Origin of the sequence: Sarcina sp. DSM 11001 (assembly GCF_900101015.1) — a bacterium.
In the GTDB taxonomy this organism is placed as follows: Bacteria; Bacillota; Clostridia; order Lachnospirales; family Lachnospiraceae; genus CAG-791.
Genome location: NZ_FNFZ01000018.1, coordinates 25,197 through 47,899 on the forward strand (window position 1 = coordinate 25,197; position 22,703 = coordinate 47,899).

12 protein-coding genes, 2 tRNA genes and 1 pseudogene are annotated in these 22,703 nt (G+C 51.2%); all 15 read left to right on the top strand.

The window, feature by feature from the left end; genetic code table 11:
• The coding region (locus BLT02_RS10525; protein ID WP_207649403.1) for a hypothetical protein at nt 1-1,054 on the top strand (1,054 nt) is incomplete at its 5' end.
• 1,069 nt (nt 1,055-2,123) lie between these two features.
• Entirely contained in the window at nt 2,124-5,867 is a 3,744-nt protein-coding gene (locus BLT02_RS10530; RefSeq protein WP_092994906.1) for a serine/threonine protein kinase, read from the top strand.
• A gap of 214 nt (nt 5,868-6,081) precedes the next feature.
• A tRNA-Asp gene (locus BLT02_RS10535) sits at nt 6,082-6,155 on the top strand.
• 506 nt (nt 6,156-6,661) lie between these two features.
• On the top strand, nt 6,662-8,614 hold the full coding sequence (locus tag BLT02_RS10540; protein ID WP_092994909.1) for a DUF5050 domain-containing protein: 1,953 nt from the start codon (nt 6,662-6,664) through the stop codon (nt 8,612-8,614).
• A 198-nt stretch (nt 8,615-8,812) separates the two neighbouring features.
• A complete protein-coding gene (locus BLT02_RS10545; RefSeq protein WP_092994913.1) occupies nt 8,813-9,775 on the top strand; it encodes a hypothetical protein in 963 nt (320 codons plus the stop codon).
• Between the two features lie 322 nt (nt 9,776-10,097).
• A complete protein-coding gene (locus BLT02_RS10550) occupies nt 10,098-11,252 on the top strand; it encodes an SH3 domain-containing protein (RefSeq protein ID WP_092994916.1) in 1,155 nt (384 codons plus the stop codon).
• Between the two features lie 136 nt (nt 11,253-11,388).
• Nucleotides 11,389-12,531, top strand: a complete 1,143-nt coding sequence (locus BLT02_RS10555) for a hypothetical protein (RefSeq protein WP_092994919.1) — start codon at nt 11,389-11,391, stop codon at nt 12,529-12,531.
• A gap of 211 nt (nt 12,532-12,742) precedes the next feature.
• Nucleotides 12,743-12,815, top strand: a tRNA-Thr gene (locus BLT02_RS10560).
• 312 nt (nt 12,816-13,127) lie between these two features.
• Entirely contained in the window at nt 13,128-14,510 is a 1,383-nt protein-coding gene (gene argH / locus BLT02_RS10565; protein ID WP_092994922.1) for an argininosuccinate lyase, read from the top strand.
• Between the two features lie 160 nt (nt 14,511-14,670).
• The gene (asd, locus tag BLT02_RS10575; RefSeq protein ID WP_092994928.1) at nt 14,671-15,756 is read left to right on the top strand and encodes an aspartate-semialdehyde dehydrogenase; all 1,086 of its coding nucleotides are present in this window, start codon (nt 14,671-14,673) and stop codon (nt 15,754-15,756) included.
• Nucleotides 15,757-15,833: 77 nt separating this feature from the next.
• Nucleotides 15,834-18,101 carry a DNA topoisomerase gene (locus BLT02_RS10580; RefSeq protein ID WP_242869775.1) on the top strand — a complete coding sequence of 756 codons (2,268 nt, stop codon included), beginning with the start codon at nt 15,834-15,836 and terminating at the stop codon, nt 18,099-18,101.
• A gap of 83 nt (nt 18,102-18,184) precedes the next feature.
• Nucleotides 18,185-20,116, top strand: a complete 1,932-nt coding sequence (locus BLT02_RS10585) for a MutS-related protein (protein WP_092994931.1) — start codon at nt 18,185-18,187, stop codon at nt 20,114-20,116.
• Nucleotides 20,117-20,150: 34 nt separating this feature from the next.
• Nucleotides 20,151-20,600: pseudogene (gene rnhA, locus BLT02_RS10590) on the top strand (ribonuclease HI); the annotation flags it as partial.
• 120 nt (nt 20,601-20,720) lie between these two features.
• A complete protein-coding gene (locus BLT02_RS10595; RefSeq protein ID WP_092995023.1) occupies nt 20,721-21,170 on the top strand; it encodes a dUTP diphosphatase in 450 nt (149 codons plus the stop codon).
• A gap of 72 nt (nt 21,171-21,242) precedes the next feature.
• Nucleotides 21,243-22,688: a glutamate--tRNA ligase gene (gene gltX / locus BLT02_RS10600; protein WP_092994934.1), complete on the top strand. Its 1,446-nt coding sequence runs from the start codon at nt 21,243-21,245 to the stop codon at nt 22,686-22,688.
• Nucleotides 22,689-22,703 lie beyond the last annotated feature (15 nt).

Sequence of the window (22,703 nt, forward strand, 5' to 3'; positions counted from 1 at the left end):
TGCGGCAGTGGAAGATCCGATCGCGGACGAAACTGCGGCAGTGGAAGATCCGATTGCGGACGAAATTGCGGCAGTGGAAGAAACAGTCGGGGAAGAACCGGCAGCTTCGGAAGCTAATTTATTTGAAGAGGAAGAACCTGCGGAGCCGACAGTGGACGAAATTGCGCAAATAGAAACAGTTGACCTTTTCCTGACGGATAAGATCGGCCTGTGCGTTCATGTAGCCCTGAACGACCAATATATCTCCGGGGACAATGATTTCCTGGCCTTTACCTGCGCGGGCAGGAGAGTGGAACAGCTGGTGTCCGAGACCTGGAGCGATGATCAGGATAGGGCTGTGTTTACTTTAGACTTGGCTGCCAGACAGATGACTGATCAGGTGACTCTCCAGATGAATGTCGGCGGAACAGACGGCACCCCCGTGAACTGCTCCGTACGAACCTATGCCGACGCGATTCTTGCCGGGACGGAATACACAGAACAGGAAAAGGAAATGGTCCGCGCTATGCTCAACTATGGCAGCTACACGCAGCTGTACGCCGGCTACAACACGGACAGCCTTGCTGCTGCCGGGCTTTACGAAGAGGGTCAGGATCCTGTTCTGAACGGAGAAGGCCCGGATCTGACGGAATATGCCTACAGGTACGAGCTCAAGGATCAGGAAGACGGACTTCAGGTCGGAAAAGCTTCCCTGCTCCTGGGAACCGACGTTTCCATCAGGTTCTACTACCAGCCCGGGGCAGGAAAGACTGCGGAGGACTACTCGCTCTTCCTGGAAGGATATCTCGAAAATGAGCTGACTCTGGGATATGACCAGTATAAAGACATGTACTATGCCGAGATCGAACACATCTCACCGATGGATCTGGGCAGGATGTACACGCTCGTCATCTGTGAGGCATCCGCACCCGACACAGACAGCCCTGTTGCCACCGTCGATTTCGGAGCCCTGAGCTACTGCTGCAGTATGATCCAAAACAAAGAAGCCGCTGATGCGTCCAGAAACCTCAGCAGAGCGATCTATAACTACTACGAGGCGGCAAATGCCTTTTGACTGAAAATGAGCCAGGGATACCAAACTACAATAATCCGAAGCAAGAGTGCATTTTCATCTAGCTGCAGAAGGTGCCGGATTTGAAGCTTCGTCGGAAAAGGAGTATCTTGTGATTGATGGACAGAGATCAAAACACGAGACATATTATGAGGAGAAGATGAAGAAGTGAGGAAACCATTTGTTGTATCAGGACGGTCAACTGGTCTATGAACTGTTCGGCGTCTACATCTATCTTGTTAAGCAGTGATTAAGTGACCATAAAATCGATCCATAAAGAAATTACTCGAAAAAGGCGCGGTGAGAGATCACCGCGCCTTTGTTTCGCGCAATTTGCGGCCATGTTCCGAACACTATAGTTATACCAGCCAGGCAGCGCCATGGACAATTTACCTTAACATGCAAACGGCTCGATCATAAGGCAATTCGCCCCGAAAAGCCGGGCAGCGCCATGGACAATTTACCTTTCCAAAACTAATTTGCCATGAGGAAAAACATCATTTCCCTGCCCTGACATGCCTGACATACTTAATATACTTGCAGATCCCTGACTCTGAAAGATTGAAACGTAAGGGTTTTGTTACGTTTCGCTCTTTTCAAAGACAATATAGAGAGGATATACTTATTTTATCTGTAAGAAGCAGTACCTGCCCTTTTTTACATGTGATTATCAAAAATAGACCTCATCTGTTAAGCTCATACATGAGTGTCAATGAGAGAGGATACTACTGTAGGATTAACGTAGATAACAGGAACCTGATTGCTATGAAAACAACAGAAAACAATTATCAGAAGATAAAGCTGTTGAAGATCATGGAGATCCTGGCAGAGACTGATAAAGACCATGCGTTCTTACTGAAAGTTCTTACTGAAAGTTCTTACTGACGTTCTTACTGAAAGTTCTTACTGATCTCAACAAACTGCTACGAGATAGCAGGTGTTTTTGTGATTTTCAACGCAAAACCCGAATAGAACGGCGCACGGCAGCGCAAATGCGTATTGGAATCGCCGTGCGAAACGTTTCATAGTACAAGCCATCCTTATCTTCTAAACATTTTCACGGGAGTTGTTTATGGACAGGAGGACCACGCTGAATAAAAATGACCGTCTGGCTTTTCCCGGCCTGGAGTGTGTCATCGATGCTCCCGCAGGACGTGGTTCCAGCGTGCTTGCTTATACAGGTTACTATCCTGACCAGGAGGATCCCCGTATCCGCCATCGGGTACTGATCCGGGAACTTTTCCCTTATGACCCGTCGGGAGGGATCCACAGGTCAAAAGAAAACGCCCTGGAAATAGAGAAGCAGTCCGAAGTCCTGTTTGCCCATTATCGTGAGAGTTTCCTCCGCGCCAATGAAGTCCACAGCCGGATGGCTGAGGAGATTCCGGGTGAGCTGGACCTGCATATCAATACCTTCACCTGCAATAATACACTTTACAGTGTCATGGGATATACCGGCGGCCGAAGTCTGGAGGAAGAAATCAGGCGACTGCATGACAAATTGAAACTTCTCAGGAGTTTGAAAATCATCCGCGGTGCCCTGCAGGTCCTGCGTGCCTTTCACGAAACGGGGTATCTGCATCTGGATGTGAGTCCTGACAATATCCTGTTGATCGGAAGCGGGGACCGGGAACGTGTGACGCTGATCGATTACAACAGTGTCCATACCTTTAGCGAGATCCGGAGCGACTCCTCTGCTTTTCTGAGTATGAAGGACGGCTACACGGCTCCGGAGGTCAGGATGGGCCAGCGGTCTTATATCGGCCCGCAGTCCGATCTTTTTTCCATGACAGCCGTATTCTGGCACTGCATATCCGGAAGGAAGCTGTCTGATCTGGAACAGATCGGTTCTGTCTTTCCTGACCCTTCCGGGCTGCCCGGCTGGGAGAATCTCCCCGCCTCTGCCCGCTCCATGCTGCGTATAATTTTACGGAAAGGTCTTTCTCCTTCCCCCCGGAAACGATACGGGAGCGTTGCTGAAATACTCAAGGATCTGGGTGAACTGGAAGACCGCATAAATGGAAGAGGGATCACCCGCTGGGCACTCTGGGAAAACGGCCGGGCGCGGTGTCTTCGTCTTATGCAGGAAAATATTTCCCTTCAGTATATCCGTGATGAAAACAGGATCTACCCTCTTCATGTTGAAAAAGCGGATGGAGACAGAACAGAGTTCTTTGATCTTTTAGGCATTTCAGCTTCAGCCGACAGTTCCCGCGCCTTTTTTAATTCCCGCGCCTTAATTAATACGAACAGGCCGCTCCTGCTCCTCGGCGGAGGGGGAACAGGAAAAACGACTGCCCTGTTCCGGCTTTGCTATACAGCCTGCGGTCCGGATCCGCGGAAAGCGGAGTACAGGGAGAACGCGGCGGCAGTATTTTATATCTCTCTGTACGGATACAGGAACAGCAGCAGCCATTTTATCAGGGACACATTGCTTGAAGGACTGCAGTTCAAGCCGGAGACGGAAAGTATGGAAACTGCCAGAAGGGAGCTTTTACAGCTGCTTGATAACAGCGGCTCCTCAAAAGGCTCCTCAGAGCACTCCTCAAGAGTCTCCTCAAGGCCGGTTCTGCAACTGCTGCTCGACGGCTTCAACGAAGCTTCCGGAGATACCGGGCCTCTACTGGAAGAGATCCGTCTGCTCGCCTCCCTGTCCGGTGTACGGATCCTGATGACGAGCAGGAGCGATCCTGGAGAACCTCTGTTTGAAAAAATTACGCTCTGCCGGCTTGACCCCGTCGATATCCGCCGGATCCTGTCCGGGGAAGGGATCCTTCCCCCGGAAAATATGGAGATCTTTGACCTTCTGGGTTTTCCCATCCTGCTCTCGATCTATATCCAGGCAGTGAAGAGCCGGGAGACAAATCCCGGCAGTCTCCAGAGCCGGGAACAGCTGCTCAGAGAATATTTTGACGGGCTCCGGAATAAGGAGATTTCTGCTCTGCCGCAAAACAGCCCTGAAGCGGCAGGGATCGACGCTGTTTTTCAATATCTGTTACCTGAAGCCGCGGCACAGATCCACAGGGCCGGACATGCAGTGACAGATACGGAACTGATGAATACGGTTCAAAAGTGCTATCGGGAACTCTCCGGCAGAGCGCTCACTGCCATCTATCCCCGCTGGATCGGACATACAGGCGCACTCAGACTTGGAGCAGAAAACGCGGATGAGTGGTACGGCCGCTCTGTCCTGGATATTCTGCACAGGCGGGCGGGACTTCTGGTCCGCGACGAGCAGGGCCGTCTGCGTATTCTCCACCAGATCATGGAAGAGTATCTGGAAGAAAAAAGCAGACAGTTCCATCTGCAGTTCGACCGGGTGAAAAGGCGTCAGAAACTGACCCTGGGCTTTGCCGCAGCCGCAGCCGGCTTTTTTCTCGTCACCTTGTTCGGAATCTACAATTTCCGAATGCGCATACAAATTGAAGAGAAGCACAGGCAGATGCTGCTCTCGGAGACGGAAATGCTCATCGTCGAGTCGGTGCGCAATTCGGAGGAAGCCCTGGCCAATGAAGACAGAAGAGAAGCTGTGGATGAAGCTGTGGATGCGGTCCTTCTGTCGTATGCGGACCTTGAGCAGACGGAAAGGGTCGTCCTCGAAGAAGACGGCTTCGACCAGCTCAGAAATGACCTGCCCCTGATCAGGGAGCGCATCTTTCAGGAACAAAATGGACAGGGACAGGAGACTGTAGCTGCCAAGACCATCCAGTTTACTCGAAAGGCTGATGCAGCCCCGGCCATCGACGACAGCTATTACCCGGCACTGGCACAAAAGGCCCTGACAGACGCCCTCGGTATTTACGTTTTTTCTGATGAAAACTCTGATGATAACTCTGATGAAAACCGCCAGCCTGCTTCTGATAAAAATTTTGATGATAACCGTCCGCTTGCTTCTGATGAAAATTCTGATGATAACCGTCCGCTTGCCCTTTCCGGCATGGAAACAAAGTTTCTTTCCTATGACCCGGCCTATCACCATACGGAAACCAGGGTCAATCCTGATCAAAAAACCGTCCTTCTGTATTCTGCCGGAGGATTCCGGATCCTGTCTGTAAAAAATGGAGAGGTCCTGTGTGACCTGCAGCTGCCGGATCAAGATTCATTGCTCAGAACAGAATATCTCAGAAACGCCGGAGCCTCCTGCCTGAAAGCAGTCTGGTCTGACGGCACTGTGCGCTGTTATGACGCCTCGAATGGCCGGCTGATACCCCAATCTGAAGCAGAAGACCTGTATTTTACCGGGAACACGGATTCTGATGAAACCAAAGAGACAGGCTTTGACATTGACATGGTTATGGATATGGGCTTAGCCGCTGCAGAGGATACCCATTCCAACAAAGCAGATAATTCTGACAAGGCAGATTATTCCGACAAAGTAGATCATTCCGACAAGGCAGATTATTCCGACAAAGCAGATCATTCCGACAAGGCAGATAATACAGATACTGAAACTGCCTCCGCCAGGGATTCTCATAACAAGGAATATCTGACTGACAAATACAGGCTGCAGATAATACCCGGAGGAATCGTCATTTTTGACCGGACGACCGGGGACAACCTTGGGGAACTGGACGTGGATGCCGATGTGTCCTTTATCTCTCGAACAGGAGACAATCTACTGATTGGTTACCGCGGACTGGAAGATGGTTCCCGCTTTGCCCTCCTGCTCAACAAAAACTTTGAGACTCTGGCGGAACTGCCGGATCTTTGTGACTTGTTGGACGGTGCCCTGTTTTTCGACAATGGTAACGGAAGCATTCGGAAGACTCCTGTCTACACCCTGCCGGAACTATTGGATGCGGCATCCGGCCTTTAACGGTTTTAACGGCTTTAATAGTTTTATCGGCCCTTTCGCAACTTTTTTTCCGGGAACTTATTTCTGAAGAGTGGTAAAGTACAATTACCGAAAGGCAAAAAGCACATACAGCAATTATTCCTGTCACGGCGCAATCGCAGGTTCGAATCCTGCTGGTATCGAATGATGCTATAGTGAAGTTGGAGATCACGGCGTAAAAATGTGCTTTGTTTACGGCCCGGCAGCTCAATTCGGCCGAGCACCTGACTGTCTCTCAGCGGGTTGTGGGTTCGAACCCCATCCGGGTCGTTTCTGAATCTTATCGTTATTATTTTGGATCAATAACTATCCAGAGTTATATTTTTCAGATAGGGGGTGTTACACTATTGTGACATCCCCTTTTCTTGTAATTAGAGCCAGACTGCCAAGTGGGTGACCTTCGGCTTCCGGAGCCGGAATGTTGCTTTTCTTTTTTCCGCCATGGGTGACCTTGGGCTTTCGGAGCCGGAATGTCGCTTTAAAGCAAAAAAAGACCGCTGTTATCATTTTAATTATTATCCGGAAACTACTCCTGGAAGGTGCACACAGAACAGGTTTTCTGCTACAATGGAAAGGATGGAAAAATTTCACATGGGCACACGCTGACCAGCAGCAGACAGCCGGAGCTGTTTTTTAATGAAAATGTTTTCCAGGCAGTATCCTGTTGCTGCTGCATAAACAACGAAAGGGAAACAGCCCGGACCTGCAGCTAAGGTTTTACTGGCAGTATCCTGTTACTGCTGCATAAGAGGGCACTTCCGGGAGTGAGGAACGCTATGAAGATCTGTTACAACTGTTTTCATGAAATGGGCGATTCAATGCGTTTTTGTGAAAACTGCGGAAATAACCTGGGGAACCAGGACAATTCAGGTTTTCCCGGGGCTCTTTCCTGCGGTACGACCCTCTATGGCCGGTATCTGATCGGGCGGGTACTGGAAAAGGACAGGCTCCTGACCACTTACATCGCCCAGGATTCCCGGACAGGTGAGACGGTCGCTATAAGAGAATTTTTCCCGGAAGGGGTCTGTGAAAGGACTTCATCAACGACTGTCTCCGTACCGGATGAGCTGCGCAGTGTTTTTCTTGAAGGAAAAGATCTGTTCCTTCAGGAATCGGAGACGCTTTCAGACCTGAGAGAAGAAAGCGGTCAGGCAACCGGCATTCAGTCCTTTTTTAATCAGAACAATACAGCGTATCTGGTCATCGAGTATACAGATGCCGCCAGCCTGCAGGATTATCTTAACAAAACGGACATCAGGAATTTCCGTCGGGAGGCTTCCTGTCTGTTGTTCACCGGAACAGATCCGTCGGATGATCCCCGTGCCGGAATGAGTGACAGGGAAAATCTATCTTTCAGCCGAATTCCCGCCAATCCGGTCAGAGAGACTGTCCCGAAGGATCCGGAAGATGATCTGAAAGAAAGCTTGAGCTTTACCCCGAAAGGTGACCTGAAAGATATTCGAAAAGAAACCCCCCAAGATAATCCAAAAGATAACCTGAAATATTATCCGAATAATAATCTGATAGAGAATCCGAAAAATAATCCGATAGAGAATCTGCTCCCTTTTGCGGGAATCATTGCGGCCTTTTTTGTCTGTGTGGCACTGATCATACTGCTTGTGTTCCGGATTTCTTCCGGGCTCGGAGATACGCTCCACCGGGGACCTTTTGACAGATATTTTTTTCACCGGATATTCAGGGGAATTCCTCAGATTTACAAGAGGAAGGTGAACAACAAAGACAATAAAACTACAGATAATAAAACTACAGACAGTAAAAAAGACTGGTTTACACCCAGAACGGATATTTCAGCAGACGAGGAAGGAGAAGATGGGATCACTGCCGGTAATTTTTACAATTCCGGTACTTTTGCGCTCTATGACGGCGACTGCTTTTTTATTGATCCCCACGGGCTGAACCGATGGCCGGATTCTGATCCCGATGATTCAGAGCTGCTCACACACGGCGCGACTTCCTTTCTCAATGTATGGCAGGATCATCTATACTACATCAATGAATATGAAAATCAGGTCTTACGCTGTGACCCGGATGGAAGACATGAGACGATCGTCCTGGATCCCCCGGCCGATTCGCAGATCAAGATTTCTACCCTGTATATAAGGGGAAACTGGTGTTATTTTTCAAGCGGCCATAACCTGTATCGGATCCTTATGGAAGAACTGGAAGGCAAAGAGGCCGGAGATATCGGTAAGGCATCCCTGATTACCGATGATTATAATGCCCAGAACTACGTCTATCCCAGTCTGTGCTTCGTGGGGCAGAGGATTTTTTACAATGGTGCCGATGGACTCTGCGGTATCTATCCGGACGGTTTCGATAAAATAGTCATATCAGACCACACAGGCTATCTTTTCACGGATGGAACCTCTGTTTTCTGTGATTTCGGAGTAAGTCAGATCTACCGGATTGGAGAAGACGGCGTGGAGGAGGAGATTTTGGATTTTGATGATCTTGAAATAATAAGACAGACCAATTTCTGCGACGGACAGGTGTATTATATCCTTCGGGACGAAGAGGAGTATGAATTATGGAGAACAGCCCCGGACGGCTCTGATCAGGAATATGTGGAATCCTTTGGAAATGCGGAAGACAGTCTGATCAGCTTCTGTGTTTTTCCGGGAGATGAATACGCTTATATCTACTGGCTGAAAGACAGAGAAGACGGAGGACTGCTCCCTGTCGGGGCGAAATACCTCTTAAATCCCTAGTGTGAAATCCGATACAGTCTCACGAAAATATGTTATAATGAGACAGAATTTTTGACCACAGGTAACGAGAGCGGTTTTTTGGCAATCTACATCTGTGTTTGTATCTTTTTTATTATTTATTTGCTATTTGTCTGTTATCTGTACCTGCACTGGAGTCTGCAAAACCACGCCCGTCCATCGGAGCAGGAGGTAAAAAAGATGAATTCAAAAATAAGAAGGGAAAAGGATAATCTTCTGTACAGTGCACGGCTTCTGATCGGGGTGCTGCTTTTCAGCGCAGTGTTTGCCATCCTTCCCCCACAGACAGCACAGGCCGCCTCCACCTCTCTCTATGAGTATACAGTACGAGTAGAGACCGGCTATCTTGCCCTGCGCAATGGTCAGTCTTTCAACAAGAAAAATGAAATAGGAAAGCTCTACACAGGGCAGACTGTCATCGCCTGTCCGACTGCGTCAGAGAAGGACGGATATCGCTATGTCTATGCGCCGTCCCTCAATAAGCTGGGGTATGTGAACGGCGATTATCTGGAGAACAGGAGCCTCTATACCGGCGGAACCACCCTGTATGCAAAGGTAGAAACCGGCTATCTTGCCCTGCGTAATGCCAAATCCTTTGACAAATCCAACGAGATTGGAAAACTCAATACAGGTGATCCCGTCATTGTCCTCGATGACAGCGACCCGGTATACTGGATCGTGTATGCTCCGGAGATTTCCAAGGCTGGATTCGTCAACAGCTATTACCTCGTTAATTCTTCTTTTAATTCCGCCTATGTAGAGCCCGACGTTCCCCTCGCTGTCTCTCCCAGGGCAAACGCCGAGTGGAGATGGGAGAGTGACTCCTCCGATGTCCTGGACCTGCGCGTGCAGGTGTCCAATTACTCCAGGAAGAAAACCGTGACAGCCTATGAGCTCTACATTTTTGCGGAAGATCTGTGGGGAAACAAGGTCTTCGGCGATTCAGTCAAAATCAGGGCGACCTTTGAAAACACTATTAATCCCGGGGAAACGATCTATTCCGGCCACATGTATCTGCCGGAAAGAAAAAAGATCAGCAGGTTCTATGCAGCTGTAAAGAGAGTGAAGCTTTCCGACGGCACGATCTGTGAAAATTACATTCTGGATGAAAGTGATTATACTTACTGGGATATCAAACAATAAGTCTCATTTTTATTTATCGGATATGTTAACCTGTCCGGCATTGAATCCGTCAGTGTCATCAGGATAGAACAATCATTCCTGTGCATTTTCCGCATAATTACGTGAAAATAATTACGTAATTATAATTGCGTAAAAATAATTGCGTAAAAATAATTGCGTAAAAAGACAGCTTCCTGTCCTTTTTCACGCCTGCGGACAACACGTACGGGTATTTGGGTATTTCATCAGAAAATACGTTACTGCCCCCAGTCCGGCCGGAATGCGGACGGTAACGTAAAAGCTTTTAACGAATGAAACGGATGAACACGGAGGTCTCGAAAAAATGAACAGAAAACACACTGGTTCCCTGATCACACGCGTGATGCTGCTGGTCTGCATCATGGTTTTCGCCTGCACGGCGCTGCCTGTCTTCGCCGATGAAAAGGATGCCCCTCTCGCAACGGGAATCGATCACCCTTTCGGCAATGATAAGCATGACGAAAATGACGACCCGGCTTCAACAGGGTTCGACCTGGCCGGAAGCAGAGATGAATATGATGGTGTCATCGCCCTGGGGACAGAGGTTCCCTCCGAAATTCTAAAAGAAGGAGAGTTTCTCTCGGTCTACACAGTGAAAGTCAAGAAGGGATACCTGGCTCTGAGAAACGGGCGGGCATTCAAAAAGAGCAATGAGATCGGCAAACTCAACAATGGCGACACCGTCATTTACTGCCCGGTCGGAACCGACAAGAACGGATACTGGTATGTTTATTCTACCAGACTGAGAAAATTCGGCTATGTAAACAGCGACTATCTCACCTACAAGAAAACCTTTACCAACAATTATAAGGTCAAGGTGAAGACCGGCTACCTGGCGCTCAGAAGCAAAAAGTCCTTTGATTCCTCAAATGAAAAGGGCCAGATGTTTACCGGAGATACTGTCATTGTACTGAACGACCTGGATAATACCTATTGGACTGTCTATTCCCCTCTTCTGGAAAAGACAGGCTATACCAACAGGGAATACCTGACCAGGGCAACGGGTACCAGGTATGATGAGATTCCGGACAGAGACACAGCGGAGGACCCCAAGGAAGAAGAAGGCGTCGAGGATCCCGGCGTTAAGACAGAGCTGCCTCTGGTCATCCCCAAAGACGCCATGGCGGACTGGATGCCCGGAGAAGGCCATTCTCTCCAGTTCTGCTGCCAGGTAAAAAACAATTCTAAGGACAAGACTGTCACTTCCTTTGAATTGTATGTCTATGCGGAAGACAGCCTGGGACAGCGGATCTCTGACGGCGTGATGACCTATAAGGTCACGACGAAACTGACGCTCGAGCCCGGTGATACCGACTACTCGGATTATGTGAGCCTGCCCTATCGCAACGACATCTGTAAAGTCTATACCGCTGTCAGAAAAGTCAATTTCAGTGATGGCAGTAAGGCTGTGATCGATAAACCTGTGAGAGCAGATTACACGATGTGGGAAATCCAGTAACAAATCTTTCTGACCGGTATACCTGCCTGTCCTGAAAGAATCCACTGAAGATGATCGCCTGACTGCCACAGTCAGCACAGGACAAACACTGCGAGGTTTAAAAATCAAAGAAAATCAAAGAAGAAAAGGATGCTTAATGAAGAATTCTATGAATTACAGTATTGAAAGCTCTTTAAAGTCCCTTGAGGACAAAGGCGTAATAATTATCGACCCCAGACAGGTTTATGTGTCCCCTGATCTTGACCTGGACAGGATCTACCCGGGCAGTGTTTTATACCCCGGTACACGTCTTACGGGAAAACGTACGCTCATAGGCACTGGGGCAGAAATAGGCGTTGAAGGTCCTGCCACGGTAAATGACTCCGTGATCGGTGCAAAAGCGTCCATCGCAAGCGGCTACGTCACTGAATCCACCCTTCTCCCCCGCGCCAAGGCAGGCGCAAACTGCCATTACCGCGGAGGCACTCTTCTTGAGGAGGAAGCCAACACAGCCCACACAGTGGGACTCAAGCAGACAATAATGATGTACGGTGTGACCATGGGCTCTCTCATTAACTTCTGTGACGCCCTTCTTTCCGGCGGTCTTTCCCGCAAGATCCACACCGAAGTCGGCAGCGGCTTTATCCACTTTAACTTCACACCCTGGGGCGAATCCGGCGACAAGGCGACTCCATCCCTGATCGGTACCGTCACTGAAGGCGTTTTTCTCGATAAACCGCCCATCTTCCTGGGTGGAATGAGCGGTATCGTAGGCCCCAAAGAAATCGGGTTCGGTTCCATGACCATTGCCGGTCAGGTCGTTCGCAAGTCAGTTCCCGATGAGACCATGTATTCTGGCGGACGCTCAGACTTTGAGAGACCCTTCTCCTATAACAATAGTCAGCCGTCGGAAAATCATGTCCGCTTTAAACGCGAAAGCAACATCGAGTACCTCGCCCAGCTTTACGCACTTAAAGCGTGGTATACGCAGATCAGACTGAAGCGCAGCAGACTTTGCAATAACGAAGAACTGTCTCTGGTTTATTCCGGTGCCCTGGAAACTATTGAAGAATGCGTGAAGGAAAGGGTAAAGAGATATAAGAGCTTTGCCTCCCAGTGGGGCGCAGAGCCCTTAAACGACGCATGTCTCAGCGAGGATCCCTTCGAGTTCAGCGGTTCGATTGACTGGAAACCGGAGCTTGAATACGACAAGTGGATCTGGTCTCTCTCCTCCAGTGAGAAATCTCTGCTTCACGACTGGATCGTCTCGTGCGCCAACAGAGTCAAAAGCAATCTGTAAAATCCTGCGGAATCAAAAAACCTGTGGAATTAAAAGCATTACGCAGCTCAAGCAGCAGGGGCTTACGCCCCTGCTGCTTTTAGATTACGCCATCCTGCTATTTCAGCTTCAGCGCTTTCGCTATTTTTTAAAAAACTTCTTGCCAAAACAGCATTTACTCATTATAATGAGTAAGTCGTCTGCCGAAAGGACAGTGCGGGCGGGATATCATGCTGGAATAGCGCAGTCGGTAGCGCAACTGATTCGTAATCAGTAGGTCGAGGGTTCGAGTCCCTTTTCCAGCTCTTTTGTGCGCGGATATGCAGGACCGGAGAGAGGTGGAGCATGTCCGCGCATATTTTTATTCTTCATCGCACAATACCCGTGACTTCAGTCGTAGGATACGCGCGCAATAAGGGAAACTTGCTTCATCGTGGGTACAATCCCGCGATGAAGAATAAACGCTCCGCGAGGATGCGCACGGATGCGGTGCGGAAAATGTTGACATGTCTTTGAAGTAACAAGACATGTCAACCCGCATCCGGCGCACAAGACTCGCGAGCGAGTCTTGAACTCGGAGATCAGATAAAAGAGGTCAGATTAAGGAGAAACATATTATGGCACAGTTATGGGGAGGCAGATTCACCAAGCAGACAGATGATGCCGTCAAAGCTTTCAATGATTCGCTCGGCTTTGACCGTCGTCTGTACAGGCAGGATATCTGCGGCAGTATGGTACACGCCCGTATGCTCGGGAAACAGGGCATCATTTCCGCCAGGGACTGCGAAGAGATCGATCAGGGTCTGAAGGGGATCCTGGAGGATATCGAAGCGGGCCGTCTTGAATTCTCAACAGAGTATGAGGACATTCACAGCTTTGTCGAGGCGAATCTCATCGACCGGATCGGCGACGCGGGCAAGCGCCTGCACACCGGCCGGAGCCGCAACGACCAGGTTGCCCTGGATATGAGGTTGTATACCAGAGAGGCGGCTGACCGGATCCGCGGACAGATCCTGCACCTGCTCAGCATCATTCTGGATCTGATGGAAGAGCACAAAGAGACCTTTATGCCCGGGTTTACACACCTGCAGAAGGCACAGCCCACGACGCTGGCCCATTATCTGGATGCCTACTTTGAGATGTTCCGCAGAGATTATCTGAGGGTAGGTGACTGCCGCGCGCGCATGAACGAGTGCCCGCTGGGAGCAGGAGCGCTCGCTGGTACGACCTATCCTCTTGACCGCGCCTATGTGGCTGACGAGCTCGATTTTGACTGCCCGACAAGGAATTCCATGGACAGCGTCTCCGACAGAGATTATCTGCTGGAGTTTCTCTCGGCTCTCTCGATCCTGATGATGCACCTGAGCCGCTTTTCCGAAGAACTCATCATCTGGAATTCCAACGAGTACCGTTTTGTGGAGATGGATGATTCCTTCTCGACCGGTAGCAGCATTATGCCGCAGAAAAAGAATCCCGATATCTGTGAGCTTGTCCGCGGCAAGACCGGACGTGTATACGGCGATCTCATGTCGCTTCTGACTACCATGAAGGGGCTGCCGCTGGCCTACAACAAGGACATGCAGGAGGACAAAGAGCCGGCTTTTGATGCCATTGACACGGCTTCGGCCTGTATCCCCCTCTTTGCAGAAATGCTCCGGACGATCCGTTTCAATAAAAAGGTCATGGAGACGAGCGCCATGCGCGGCTTCACAAATGCCACGGATGCGGCGGATTACCTTGTCGTAAAAGGAGTTCCCTTCCGCGACGCCCATGGGATCATCGGCCGGATCGTCCTCGACTGTATCGAAAAGAACAAGGGGATCGAGGAGCTGTCCCTGGAGGAGCTCCGGTCGTTTGCCAGCCAGTTTGACGAGGATGTCTATGAGGCGATCTCCCTCCGCGCCTGTGTCAACAGGCGTCTCACCGAGGGTGCTCCCGGCGAGGCCTCCATGGAAAATACCCTGGCTGAGGCAAGGAAATGGCTCAAGGCCCAGGAATAAAAAGCTGCAAGGTTCAGGTCACCGTGTTCTGTCTGCAGGGCCTGATACCGGAAAGATACATAATTAATCAAAAAATAAGATGCATTATTTACAAATCAAAGAATAAGAGACATTATTTGCAAATCAAAAATCAGAAGCTTAAAAACAGGAGAAACAAAAAATGAGCAGAAAATTACGTGTAGGAATCCTCGGCGGCACCGGTATGGTCGGACAGCGGTTTATTTCCCTGCTGGACAATCATCCCTGGTTTGAAGTGACAGCGATCGCGGCCAGTCCCCGCAGCGCCGGTAAGACATACGGTGAATGCATCGACGGCCGGTGGAAGCTGGAGACTCCCTGTCCCGAAGCAGTAAAGGGCATTGTTGTCAAAAATGTCAAAGACGTCGAGGCAGTAGCAGCTGAAGTGGATTTCTGTTTCAGCGCTGTCGACATGTCCAAGGATGAGATCAGGGCTATTGAGGAGGAATACGCGAAGACCGAGACTCCCGTCGTCTCCAATAACAGCGCACACCGCTGGACACCGGATGTCCCGATGATCATACCGGAGATCAATCCTGAGCACGCACAGGTCATCGAGTATCAGAAAAAGCGTCTTGGCACGACCCGCGGCTTCATTGCGGTCAAGCCCAACTGCTCTATCCAGAGCTATACTCCCGTGTTCGCCGCCTGGAAGGAATACGAACCCTGGCAAGCACTTGTCTCTACTTATCAGGCAATCTCCGGCGCCGGCAAGACCTTCCGCGACTGGCCCGAGATGGAGGGCAATATCATTCCCTATATCGGCGGAGAGGAAGAGAAGAGTGAGAGAGAGCCTCTGCGCGTCTTCGGCACTATTGAAAACGGAGTCATCCGTCCTGCGGACGGCCTCACCATTACCAGCCAGTGCATCCGCGTTCCCGTCCTCTACGGGCACACAGCTACTGTCTTTGTCAATCTCAGAAAAAAAGCCGACAAGGAAGAGCTGATTGAAAAGATGCGCGCCTTCAGGGGAGCTCCCCAGGAGCTGGGCCTTCCCAGCGCCCCCGCAAATTTCATCCAGTATCTGGAAGAGGACAATCGTCCCCAGGTTCAGCTGGACGTCAACTATGAGCGCGGTTTCGGCGTTTCCATCGGACGCCTCCGCCCCGACACCATTTTTGACTGGAAATTCGTGGGTCTTTCCCACAACACCATCCGCGGCGCGGCCGGCGGCGGAGTTCTCTGCGCCGAACTGCTCAAGGCTCAGGGATATATCCAGGCAAAGTAAAAACCAACATTACGGTTCAATATTGATACGGTTCAACAGGAGGATGCGGGGAGGTTAACGAGACGAAAACCGTTTTTATCGCTGAAAAGCCCAGCGTTGCGCGCGCTTTTGCTGCAGCGCTGGGCAAAAACTTCCGGAATGCGGACGGATATATGGAGACGGACGACACCATCGTGACATGGTGTGTCGGTCATCTGGTCTCCATGTCCTATCCGGATGCCTATGATCCGTCCCTCAAGAGATGGTCCATGAATACGATCCCTTTCATCCCGGACCGCTACCGGTATCAGGTGATCGATGGTGTCAAAAAACAGTTTGGCATCGTAAAGCGGATCCTGACCGATCCGCAGGTGGATACCATCTACATCTGTACCGACTCGGGACGTGAAGGAGAGTATATCTACCGGCTCGTCGCAGCCCAGGCAGGTGTAAAGGGCAAAAAGGAGCTCCGGGTCTGGATCGACTCGCAGACCCAGGAAGAGATCCTGCGCGGGATCCGCGAAACAAAACCCTCCTCCGCCTACGATAACCTGGGCGCCGCCGCCTATCTGCGGGCCCAGGAGGATTATCTGATGGGCATCAACTTTTCCAGGGCTCTCACTCTGCGCTACAGCGACGCAATGAGCCGCGCCCTGGGAACAGACCACACAGTCATCGCAGTCGGCAGGGTCATGACCTGCGTCCTGGGAATGGTCGTCAGACGGGAGAGGGAGATCCGGTCTTTTGTCAAGACCCCCTTTTTCAGGGTCCAGGCGGAGATCTCCCATCCGGAAGATAAAGACGGAGACCGCTTTACGGTCCAGTGGCAGGTGGACGACAAGAGCGTCTGCTGCGGATCTCCCCGGCTGTACAAAGACAGCGGCTTTTTAAAAAGAGAAGATGCAGAGCGGCTGATCCTCTATCTGGCAGGAAGGACAGACGGGAAAATCTTTCAGGAACTCCCTGCATCCATCCCGCAGAAAAACGGATCTGTCGATCCCGCCTTCCTGGCTGAAGCAGAAGGCCTCCAGGTTCCCGCTGTTATTGAAAAGATCCAGCGAAAGAAGGAAAAAAAGAATCCTCCGCTCTTGTATAATCTGGCTGAACTGCAGAACGACTGCTCTCGCTTTTTTAAGATCAGCCCGGACCAGACGCTCGCCGCGGCCCAGGAGCTCTATGAAAAAAAGCTCACTACCTATCCGAGGACGGACGCCCGCGTCCTGAGTACAGCTGTGGCAAAGGAGATCGGCAAAAATCTGAAGGGTATTTCTTCGATCCCGGTCTACCGCAGCCTGCTGATCCCGGTCCTGGAGAGCGGGACCTGGAAAAAGATCGGAAAGACGCGATATACGGATGACAAGGCGATCACTGACCACTACGCCATCATACCGACCGGCGAAGGCCTGAAGGCACTGCCTTCCCTCTCCAAACGGAATCAGGACATCTATGAACTGATCGTCAGGCGCTTTATTTCCATCTTTTACCCTCCGGCGGTCTATGACAGGATCACGGTCTCTGTCCGGATCCGGACGGAGCTCTTTAATGCCTCCCTGCGCACCTGCGTGGAGAGAGGCTACCTCGATGCCCTGGACTATTCTTTTTTCAAAAAAAAGAATCCTCAGACCGGGGCAGGTGTATCGACTGCAGGTGCAGAAAACAGCCCGCCGGACATTTCCGGCACTGGATCTGCAGGAGAAAACGGCCGGCAGAACGGAGCAGATGCAGCTTCTTCCGGACAGGAGTCCATTGCAGACCAAGCGGATTCTCCCCTGCCCGGATTTCTGAAAACAGCCAGAAAAGGGACCAAAGTACTGGCGGGGCCCTTCTCGATCCGTGAAGGAGAGACAGCTCCGCCAAAGCGCTATACCTCCGGGAGCATGATCCTGGCCATGGAAAATGCGGGCCAGCTGATCGAAGAGGAGGAGCTGAGAGAGCAGATCCGGGGCAGCGGGATCGGGACCAGCGCCACGAGGGCAGAGATCCTGAAAAAACTGTTTAACAACGACTATCTGCGTCTGAATAAAAAAACACAGGTCATCACACCCTCCCGGACGGGAGAGATGATCTTTGATACCTGCAGCTGCGCTTTGAAGCCCCTGCTGGATCCCCGGCTGACCGCGAGCTGGGAACTGGGACTGACCCAGGTTGCCGGGGGAACGGTTTCCAGCAGTGAATACACTCAGAAGCTCAACGGATTTATCACCCGGAGAACCAACTATATTAAAGAGACGGATTTCCACGGCCTCCTTATGCAGCAATACGCGCAGGATGCCGCCCTATATCCGGAAAAGACCTCTTCCAGAGGAAGCGGGAAAACAAAGGGATCTTCCAGCAGGAAGAGAACCGGAAAGGGAAAACGGAATTGATAATTTTTACACCCGTTTCCCGCGGCTGATGTCACGGGCATTGCGCGATGAAGAATACTACAAAATTTGGAGACCTGTAACTGATGGGAGATTACGAGACGATCCTGACTTTCCTCGGGATCCTGGCAGCTTTTATATTGATCACACTGATGCTCGGCCTGCGGGAAAGAAAAAGGACCAGGAACAAGCTCAGAGCAGCTCTGCGCAGCAGTTTCGGGAAGCCGCCCTTCAAGAAGACGGCTCCGGAACGTTATGCGCAGATCCCTCAGTATTATCTGCATCATCCCGGGGACTTTCAAATTGATGACATCACCTGGAATGATCTGGATCTGGACGAGATGTTTTCGCAGATGGACAGCACCTGCTGTGCGGCAGGCGAGGAATATCTGTATTATCTGCTTCGGACGCCTGCTCTGAGGGCAGGGGACCTTCCTTTTTCCCGGGAGCAATACGACTGGTTCGGGGAGGGAGCACACGAAGAGGAACGGCTCCGCCTGCAGGAGATCCTGACCGGGCTGGGCCACGCAGGCAGGTATTCCCTCTATGACTACATCGATTCCATAGCCTCCCTGGGTGAGCGGAGCAATCTGCCGCACTATCTGGCGATTGCTGCTCCCTTTGCGGCATTTGCTCTGATGTTTCTGCACACAGGGGTCGGCATCATCCTCCTCCTTGCAGTCCTGGCCTTCAACCTGGTGTCCTATTTTAAAGAAAAGGCAAAGATAGCACCTTATTTTCAGGTATTCAACTATGTCCTGCGCCTTCTGGAGTGCGCGGAGAAAGTCGAAAAACAAAACTGCCCGGTCTTTAAGGAAGAGGCAGACAGGATCCCTGCCCTTTTGGCTTCCTTTGCCTCCTTCCGCCGGGGGACAGGCCTTTTTCTGGGCAGCACGACCGGAAGCACAGACCCTGCGGGCTTTGTACTGGAATATGTCAGGATCCTTTTCCACCTGGACCTGATCAAGTTCAACAGCATGCTCGTCCAGATGCGCGGGAGGCAGAAGGAGATCGATGCCCTGCTCACGATCATCGGCAGGATCGACTCCTGCATCAGCCTTGTTTCCTGGAGGGAGACCCTTCCCTTCTATACCGTGCCTCTGCTGAAAGAGCAGGCAGAGCAGGATCAGGAAGGAGCTGAAAAGACCGGTACAGCAGCCGATTTATATAATACTGATACAGCAGCCAATGCCGATAAGGCAAATACCGCATTCAGGGTCCAGGACCTCTATCATCCGCTTTTGACAGACCCTGTCAGCAACAGCCTGGAGGCGGGGCGTCCGGTCCTCCTGACCGGTTCCAATGCATCCGGTAAATCCACCTTCCTGAAGGCGGCTGCACTCTGTGCGCTCCTGTCCCAGTCCACCGGCATCGCACCGGCAAAAAGCTACAGTGGTGCATATTATAGGATCTACACCTCCATGGCTTTAAGGGACAGCCTGCGAGACGGAGAGAGTTATTTTATCGTAGAGATCAAATCCCTGCGGCGGATCCTTCAGGCTTCAGGACATAATGCTTCAGGATATAATGACTTAGAACATAATGTTTCAGGACATAATGCCTTGGAACATATTGCTTCAGAACATAATATAGAACAGACTTCAGGAAATGTTCCCGTGTCGGCTTCAGAACAGGCTGTATTTACCGGATCGCAGCAGTCGCTGCAGCAGATTCCCGTTTTGTGCTGCATCGATGAGGTCCTCCGGGGGACCAACACTGTGGAAAGGATCGCGGCGTCGGCCGAGATCCTCCGCTGTTTTGCCGGCAGGAACGTCCTTTGCTTTGCCGCCACCCATGATCTGGAGCTGACTTCGCTCCTTGGCGATGTTTTTGACAATTATCATTTCAGCGAGGAGATCAAGAACGGAGACGTCCGATTCTCCTACAGGCTGCAGTCTGGACCTTCGACCACCTGCAATGCCATTGCCCTCCTAGGGGCACTGGGTTATGACAGGACGCTGGTCGACAGCGCCCGGACCAGGGCGGACAGGTTTCTGACAGAGGGCAGATGGCAGTGATTATTAAAAATCAGCAAGTGAGGTATAACCGCATATGCAAGTAACGATATACACGGACGGTGCCGCGAGAGGCAATCCCGACGGTCCCGGAGGATACGGTGCCATCGTCCAGTACAGGGATGAAAACGGCGATCTCATGGAAAAGGAGCTCCGCGGCGGTTATGCCAGGACTACGAATAACCGAATGGAGCTGATGGGCGTCATTGCGGCACTCGAAGAGCTGGGCAGTTTCCGTGAACCCTGTGAAGGGACTCTTTTTTCCGATTCCCGTTATGTCGTCGATGCCTTTTTAAAACGATGGATCGTTAACTGGCAGAAAAACGGCTGGAAGACCGCATCCGGAGCGCCTGTCAAAAATCAGGATCTCTGGAACCGTCTTCTAAAGGCTCTGGAACCGCACAGCATCCGCTTTTCCTGGGTAAAAGGCCATGCTGACCACCCCGAGAATGAGCGCTGTGACCGGCTGGCGACCACTGCGGCTGACGAAGCCGGAGCATCTTTCAAAGCCGGAGATCCTAAACAGTCCTTTGAAGAAGAATCTGTCTGGAAAAAAGCCGGCGATCCGGCACCGGGCACTCTCCCGGCAGACCGGCAGATGGCGGACATGTCAGGAACAGATGCTCTTAAAATCCGGATCCGCTATCTCAGCGACCGGATAGAGAAGCTGCAGCCGCCTGACAACAGCGCCAACTGGGTCGATCTGCGCGCGGCAGAGGATGTGGCTCTCAAAAAAGGGGATTTCCGTCTGATCCGGCTCGGGGTTGCCATGAAGCTCCCGGAAGGGTATGAAGCCCATATCGTCCCGCGCAGCAGTACCTACAAGAACTTCGGCATTATTCAGGCAAATCATTACGGTGTCATCGACAACGCCTACAGCGGAGACGGAGATGAGTGGATGGTTCCTGTGATCGCCATGAGGGATACCAGCATTCACATCAACGACAGGATCTGCCAGTTCCGTATCGAAAAGCGCCAGCCAGACATTATTTTTGAAGAAGTCGATCACCTGGACGATACAGACCGCGGCGGGTTCGGATCGACAGGTATACAGTAATCAGGAATCATTAGCAAATACTTTTGCAAGTACTTTTGCAAGCTTTTGTATACAGGAGGTTAGAGTCATCTTATGAAAATCAGAACCAGATACGCCCCCAGTCCGACAGGACGCATGCACGTCGGCAACCTGCGCACTGCGCTTTACGCCTATCTCATCGCCAAACACGAGGGCGGTGATTTCATTCTCCGCATCGAGGATACGGACCAGGTCCGTCAGGTCGAGGGGGCTGTGGATATCATCAACCGTACCCTTGAAGAGACAGGGCTGATCCCTGACGAGAGTCCGGACAAGGACGGCGGCGTCGGCCCCTATGTACAGAGCGAGCGTGTCGCAGCCGGTATCTACAGGAAATATGCCCAGGCGCTCATCGACAAGGGGGAGGCTTATTACTGCTTCTGTACTCCTGAACGCCTGTCAACACTGACACAGACCATTGAAGGCAAGGAGATCAACATCTACGACAAGCACTGCCTGCATCTGTCCAAAGAGGAGATTGAAAAGAACCTCGCCTCCGGTATGCCCTATGTCATCCGTCAGAACAACCCGCAGGAAGGTACAACGACCTTCCACGACGAGCTCTACGGGGATGTCACTGTGGAAAACAAAGAACTGGACGACATGATCCTCATCAAGTCCGACGGTTTCCCGACCTATAATTTCGCCAACGTGGTGGATGACCATCTGATGGGCATCACTCATGTCATCCGGGGCAATGAGTATATTTCCTCCACTCCCAAGTACAACCGTCTGTATGAGGCGTTTGGCTGGGAGATCCCGAAATATATCCACTGTCCGCTGATCACCGATGAAGACCATCACAAGCTCTCCAAGCGCAGCGGTCATTCCTCCTATGAGGATCTGATCGAACAGGGCTTTTTGTCAGAGGCCGTGGTCAACTTTATCGCCCTTCTCGGCTGGTCTCCTGACAGTGACCGCGAGATTTTCTCCCTGAAGGAGCTCGTTGACCAGTTTGATTACCACCGCATGGGACGTTCTCCCTCTGTCTTTGACTACACAAAGCTCCGCTGGATGAATGGAGAGTATCTCAAGGCGATGGATCCCGAAGCCTTCTATCCGCTGGCAGAGCCCTGGCTGAAAAAATCCATTACAAAGGACCTCGACCTGCGCAAGATCGCCGAGATGGTGCGCACGCGTATCGAGATCTGGCCTGATATTCCAGACATGGTGGACTTTTTTGAAAAACTTCCTGCCTATGATGTCGAGCTCTTCCGCCATAAAAAGATGAAGACAAACCCCGAGACCGCCCTGACAGTCCTCAGGGAAGTCCTGCCTGTCCTGGAAGACCAGTCCTCCTGGACTAATGACGACCTGTTCGCCGCCCTCAAGGCATTCATTCAGGAGAAAGGATACAAGAACGGCTACGTCCTGTGGCCTGTCCGCATCGCTGTTTCCGGCAAGAGCGTCACTCCCGCCGGCGCAACAGAGATCCTGGAGATCCTGGGGAAAGAGGAATCCCTCGAGAGGATCCGCACTTCGATCGGGATGCTTTCATGACCTGCTCAGGCTTTC

What these genes read in the sequence shown, in the direction of transcription:
- BLT02_RS10530 (WP_092994906.1), top strand. Translation starts at nt 2,124, where the DNA reads ATGGACAGGAGGACCACGCTGAATAAAAATGACCGTCTGGCTTTTCCC.
- BLT02_RS10545 (WP_092994913.1), top strand. Translation starts at nt 8,813, where the DNA reads ATGAATTCAAAAATAAGAAGGGAAAAGGATAATCTTCTGTACAGTGCA.
- BLT02_RS10555 (WP_092994919.1), top strand. Translation starts at nt 11,389, where the DNA reads ATGAAGAATTCTATGAATTACAGTATTGAAAGCTCTTTAAAGTCCCTT.
- gltX (WP_092994934.1), top strand. Translation starts at nt 21,243, where the DNA reads ATGAAAATCAGAACCAGATACGCCCCCAGTCCGACAGGACGCATGCAC.
- asd (WP_092994928.1), top strand. Translation starts at nt 14,671, where the DNA reads ATGAGCAGAAAATTACGTGTAGGAATCCTCGGCGGCACCGGTATGGTC.
- BLT02_RS10595 (WP_092995023.1), top strand. Translation starts at nt 20,721, where the DNA reads ATGTCAGGAACAGATGCTCTTAAAATCCGGATCCGCTATCTCAGCGAC.
- argH (WP_092994922.1), top strand. Translation starts at nt 13,128, where the DNA reads ATGGCACAGTTATGGGGAGGCAGATTCACCAAGCAGACAGATGATGCC.
- BLT02_RS10585 (WP_092994931.1), top strand. Translation starts at nt 18,185, where the DNA reads ATGGGAGATTACGAGACGATCCTGACTTTCCTCGGGATCCTGGCAGCT.
- BLT02_RS10540 (WP_092994909.1), top strand. Translation starts at nt 6,662, where the DNA reads ATGAAGATCTGTTACAACTGTTTTCATGAAATGGGCGATTCAATGCGT.
- BLT02_RS10550 (WP_092994916.1), top strand. Translation starts at nt 10,098, where the DNA reads ATGAACAGAAAACACACTGGTTCCCTGATCACACGCGTGATGCTGCTG.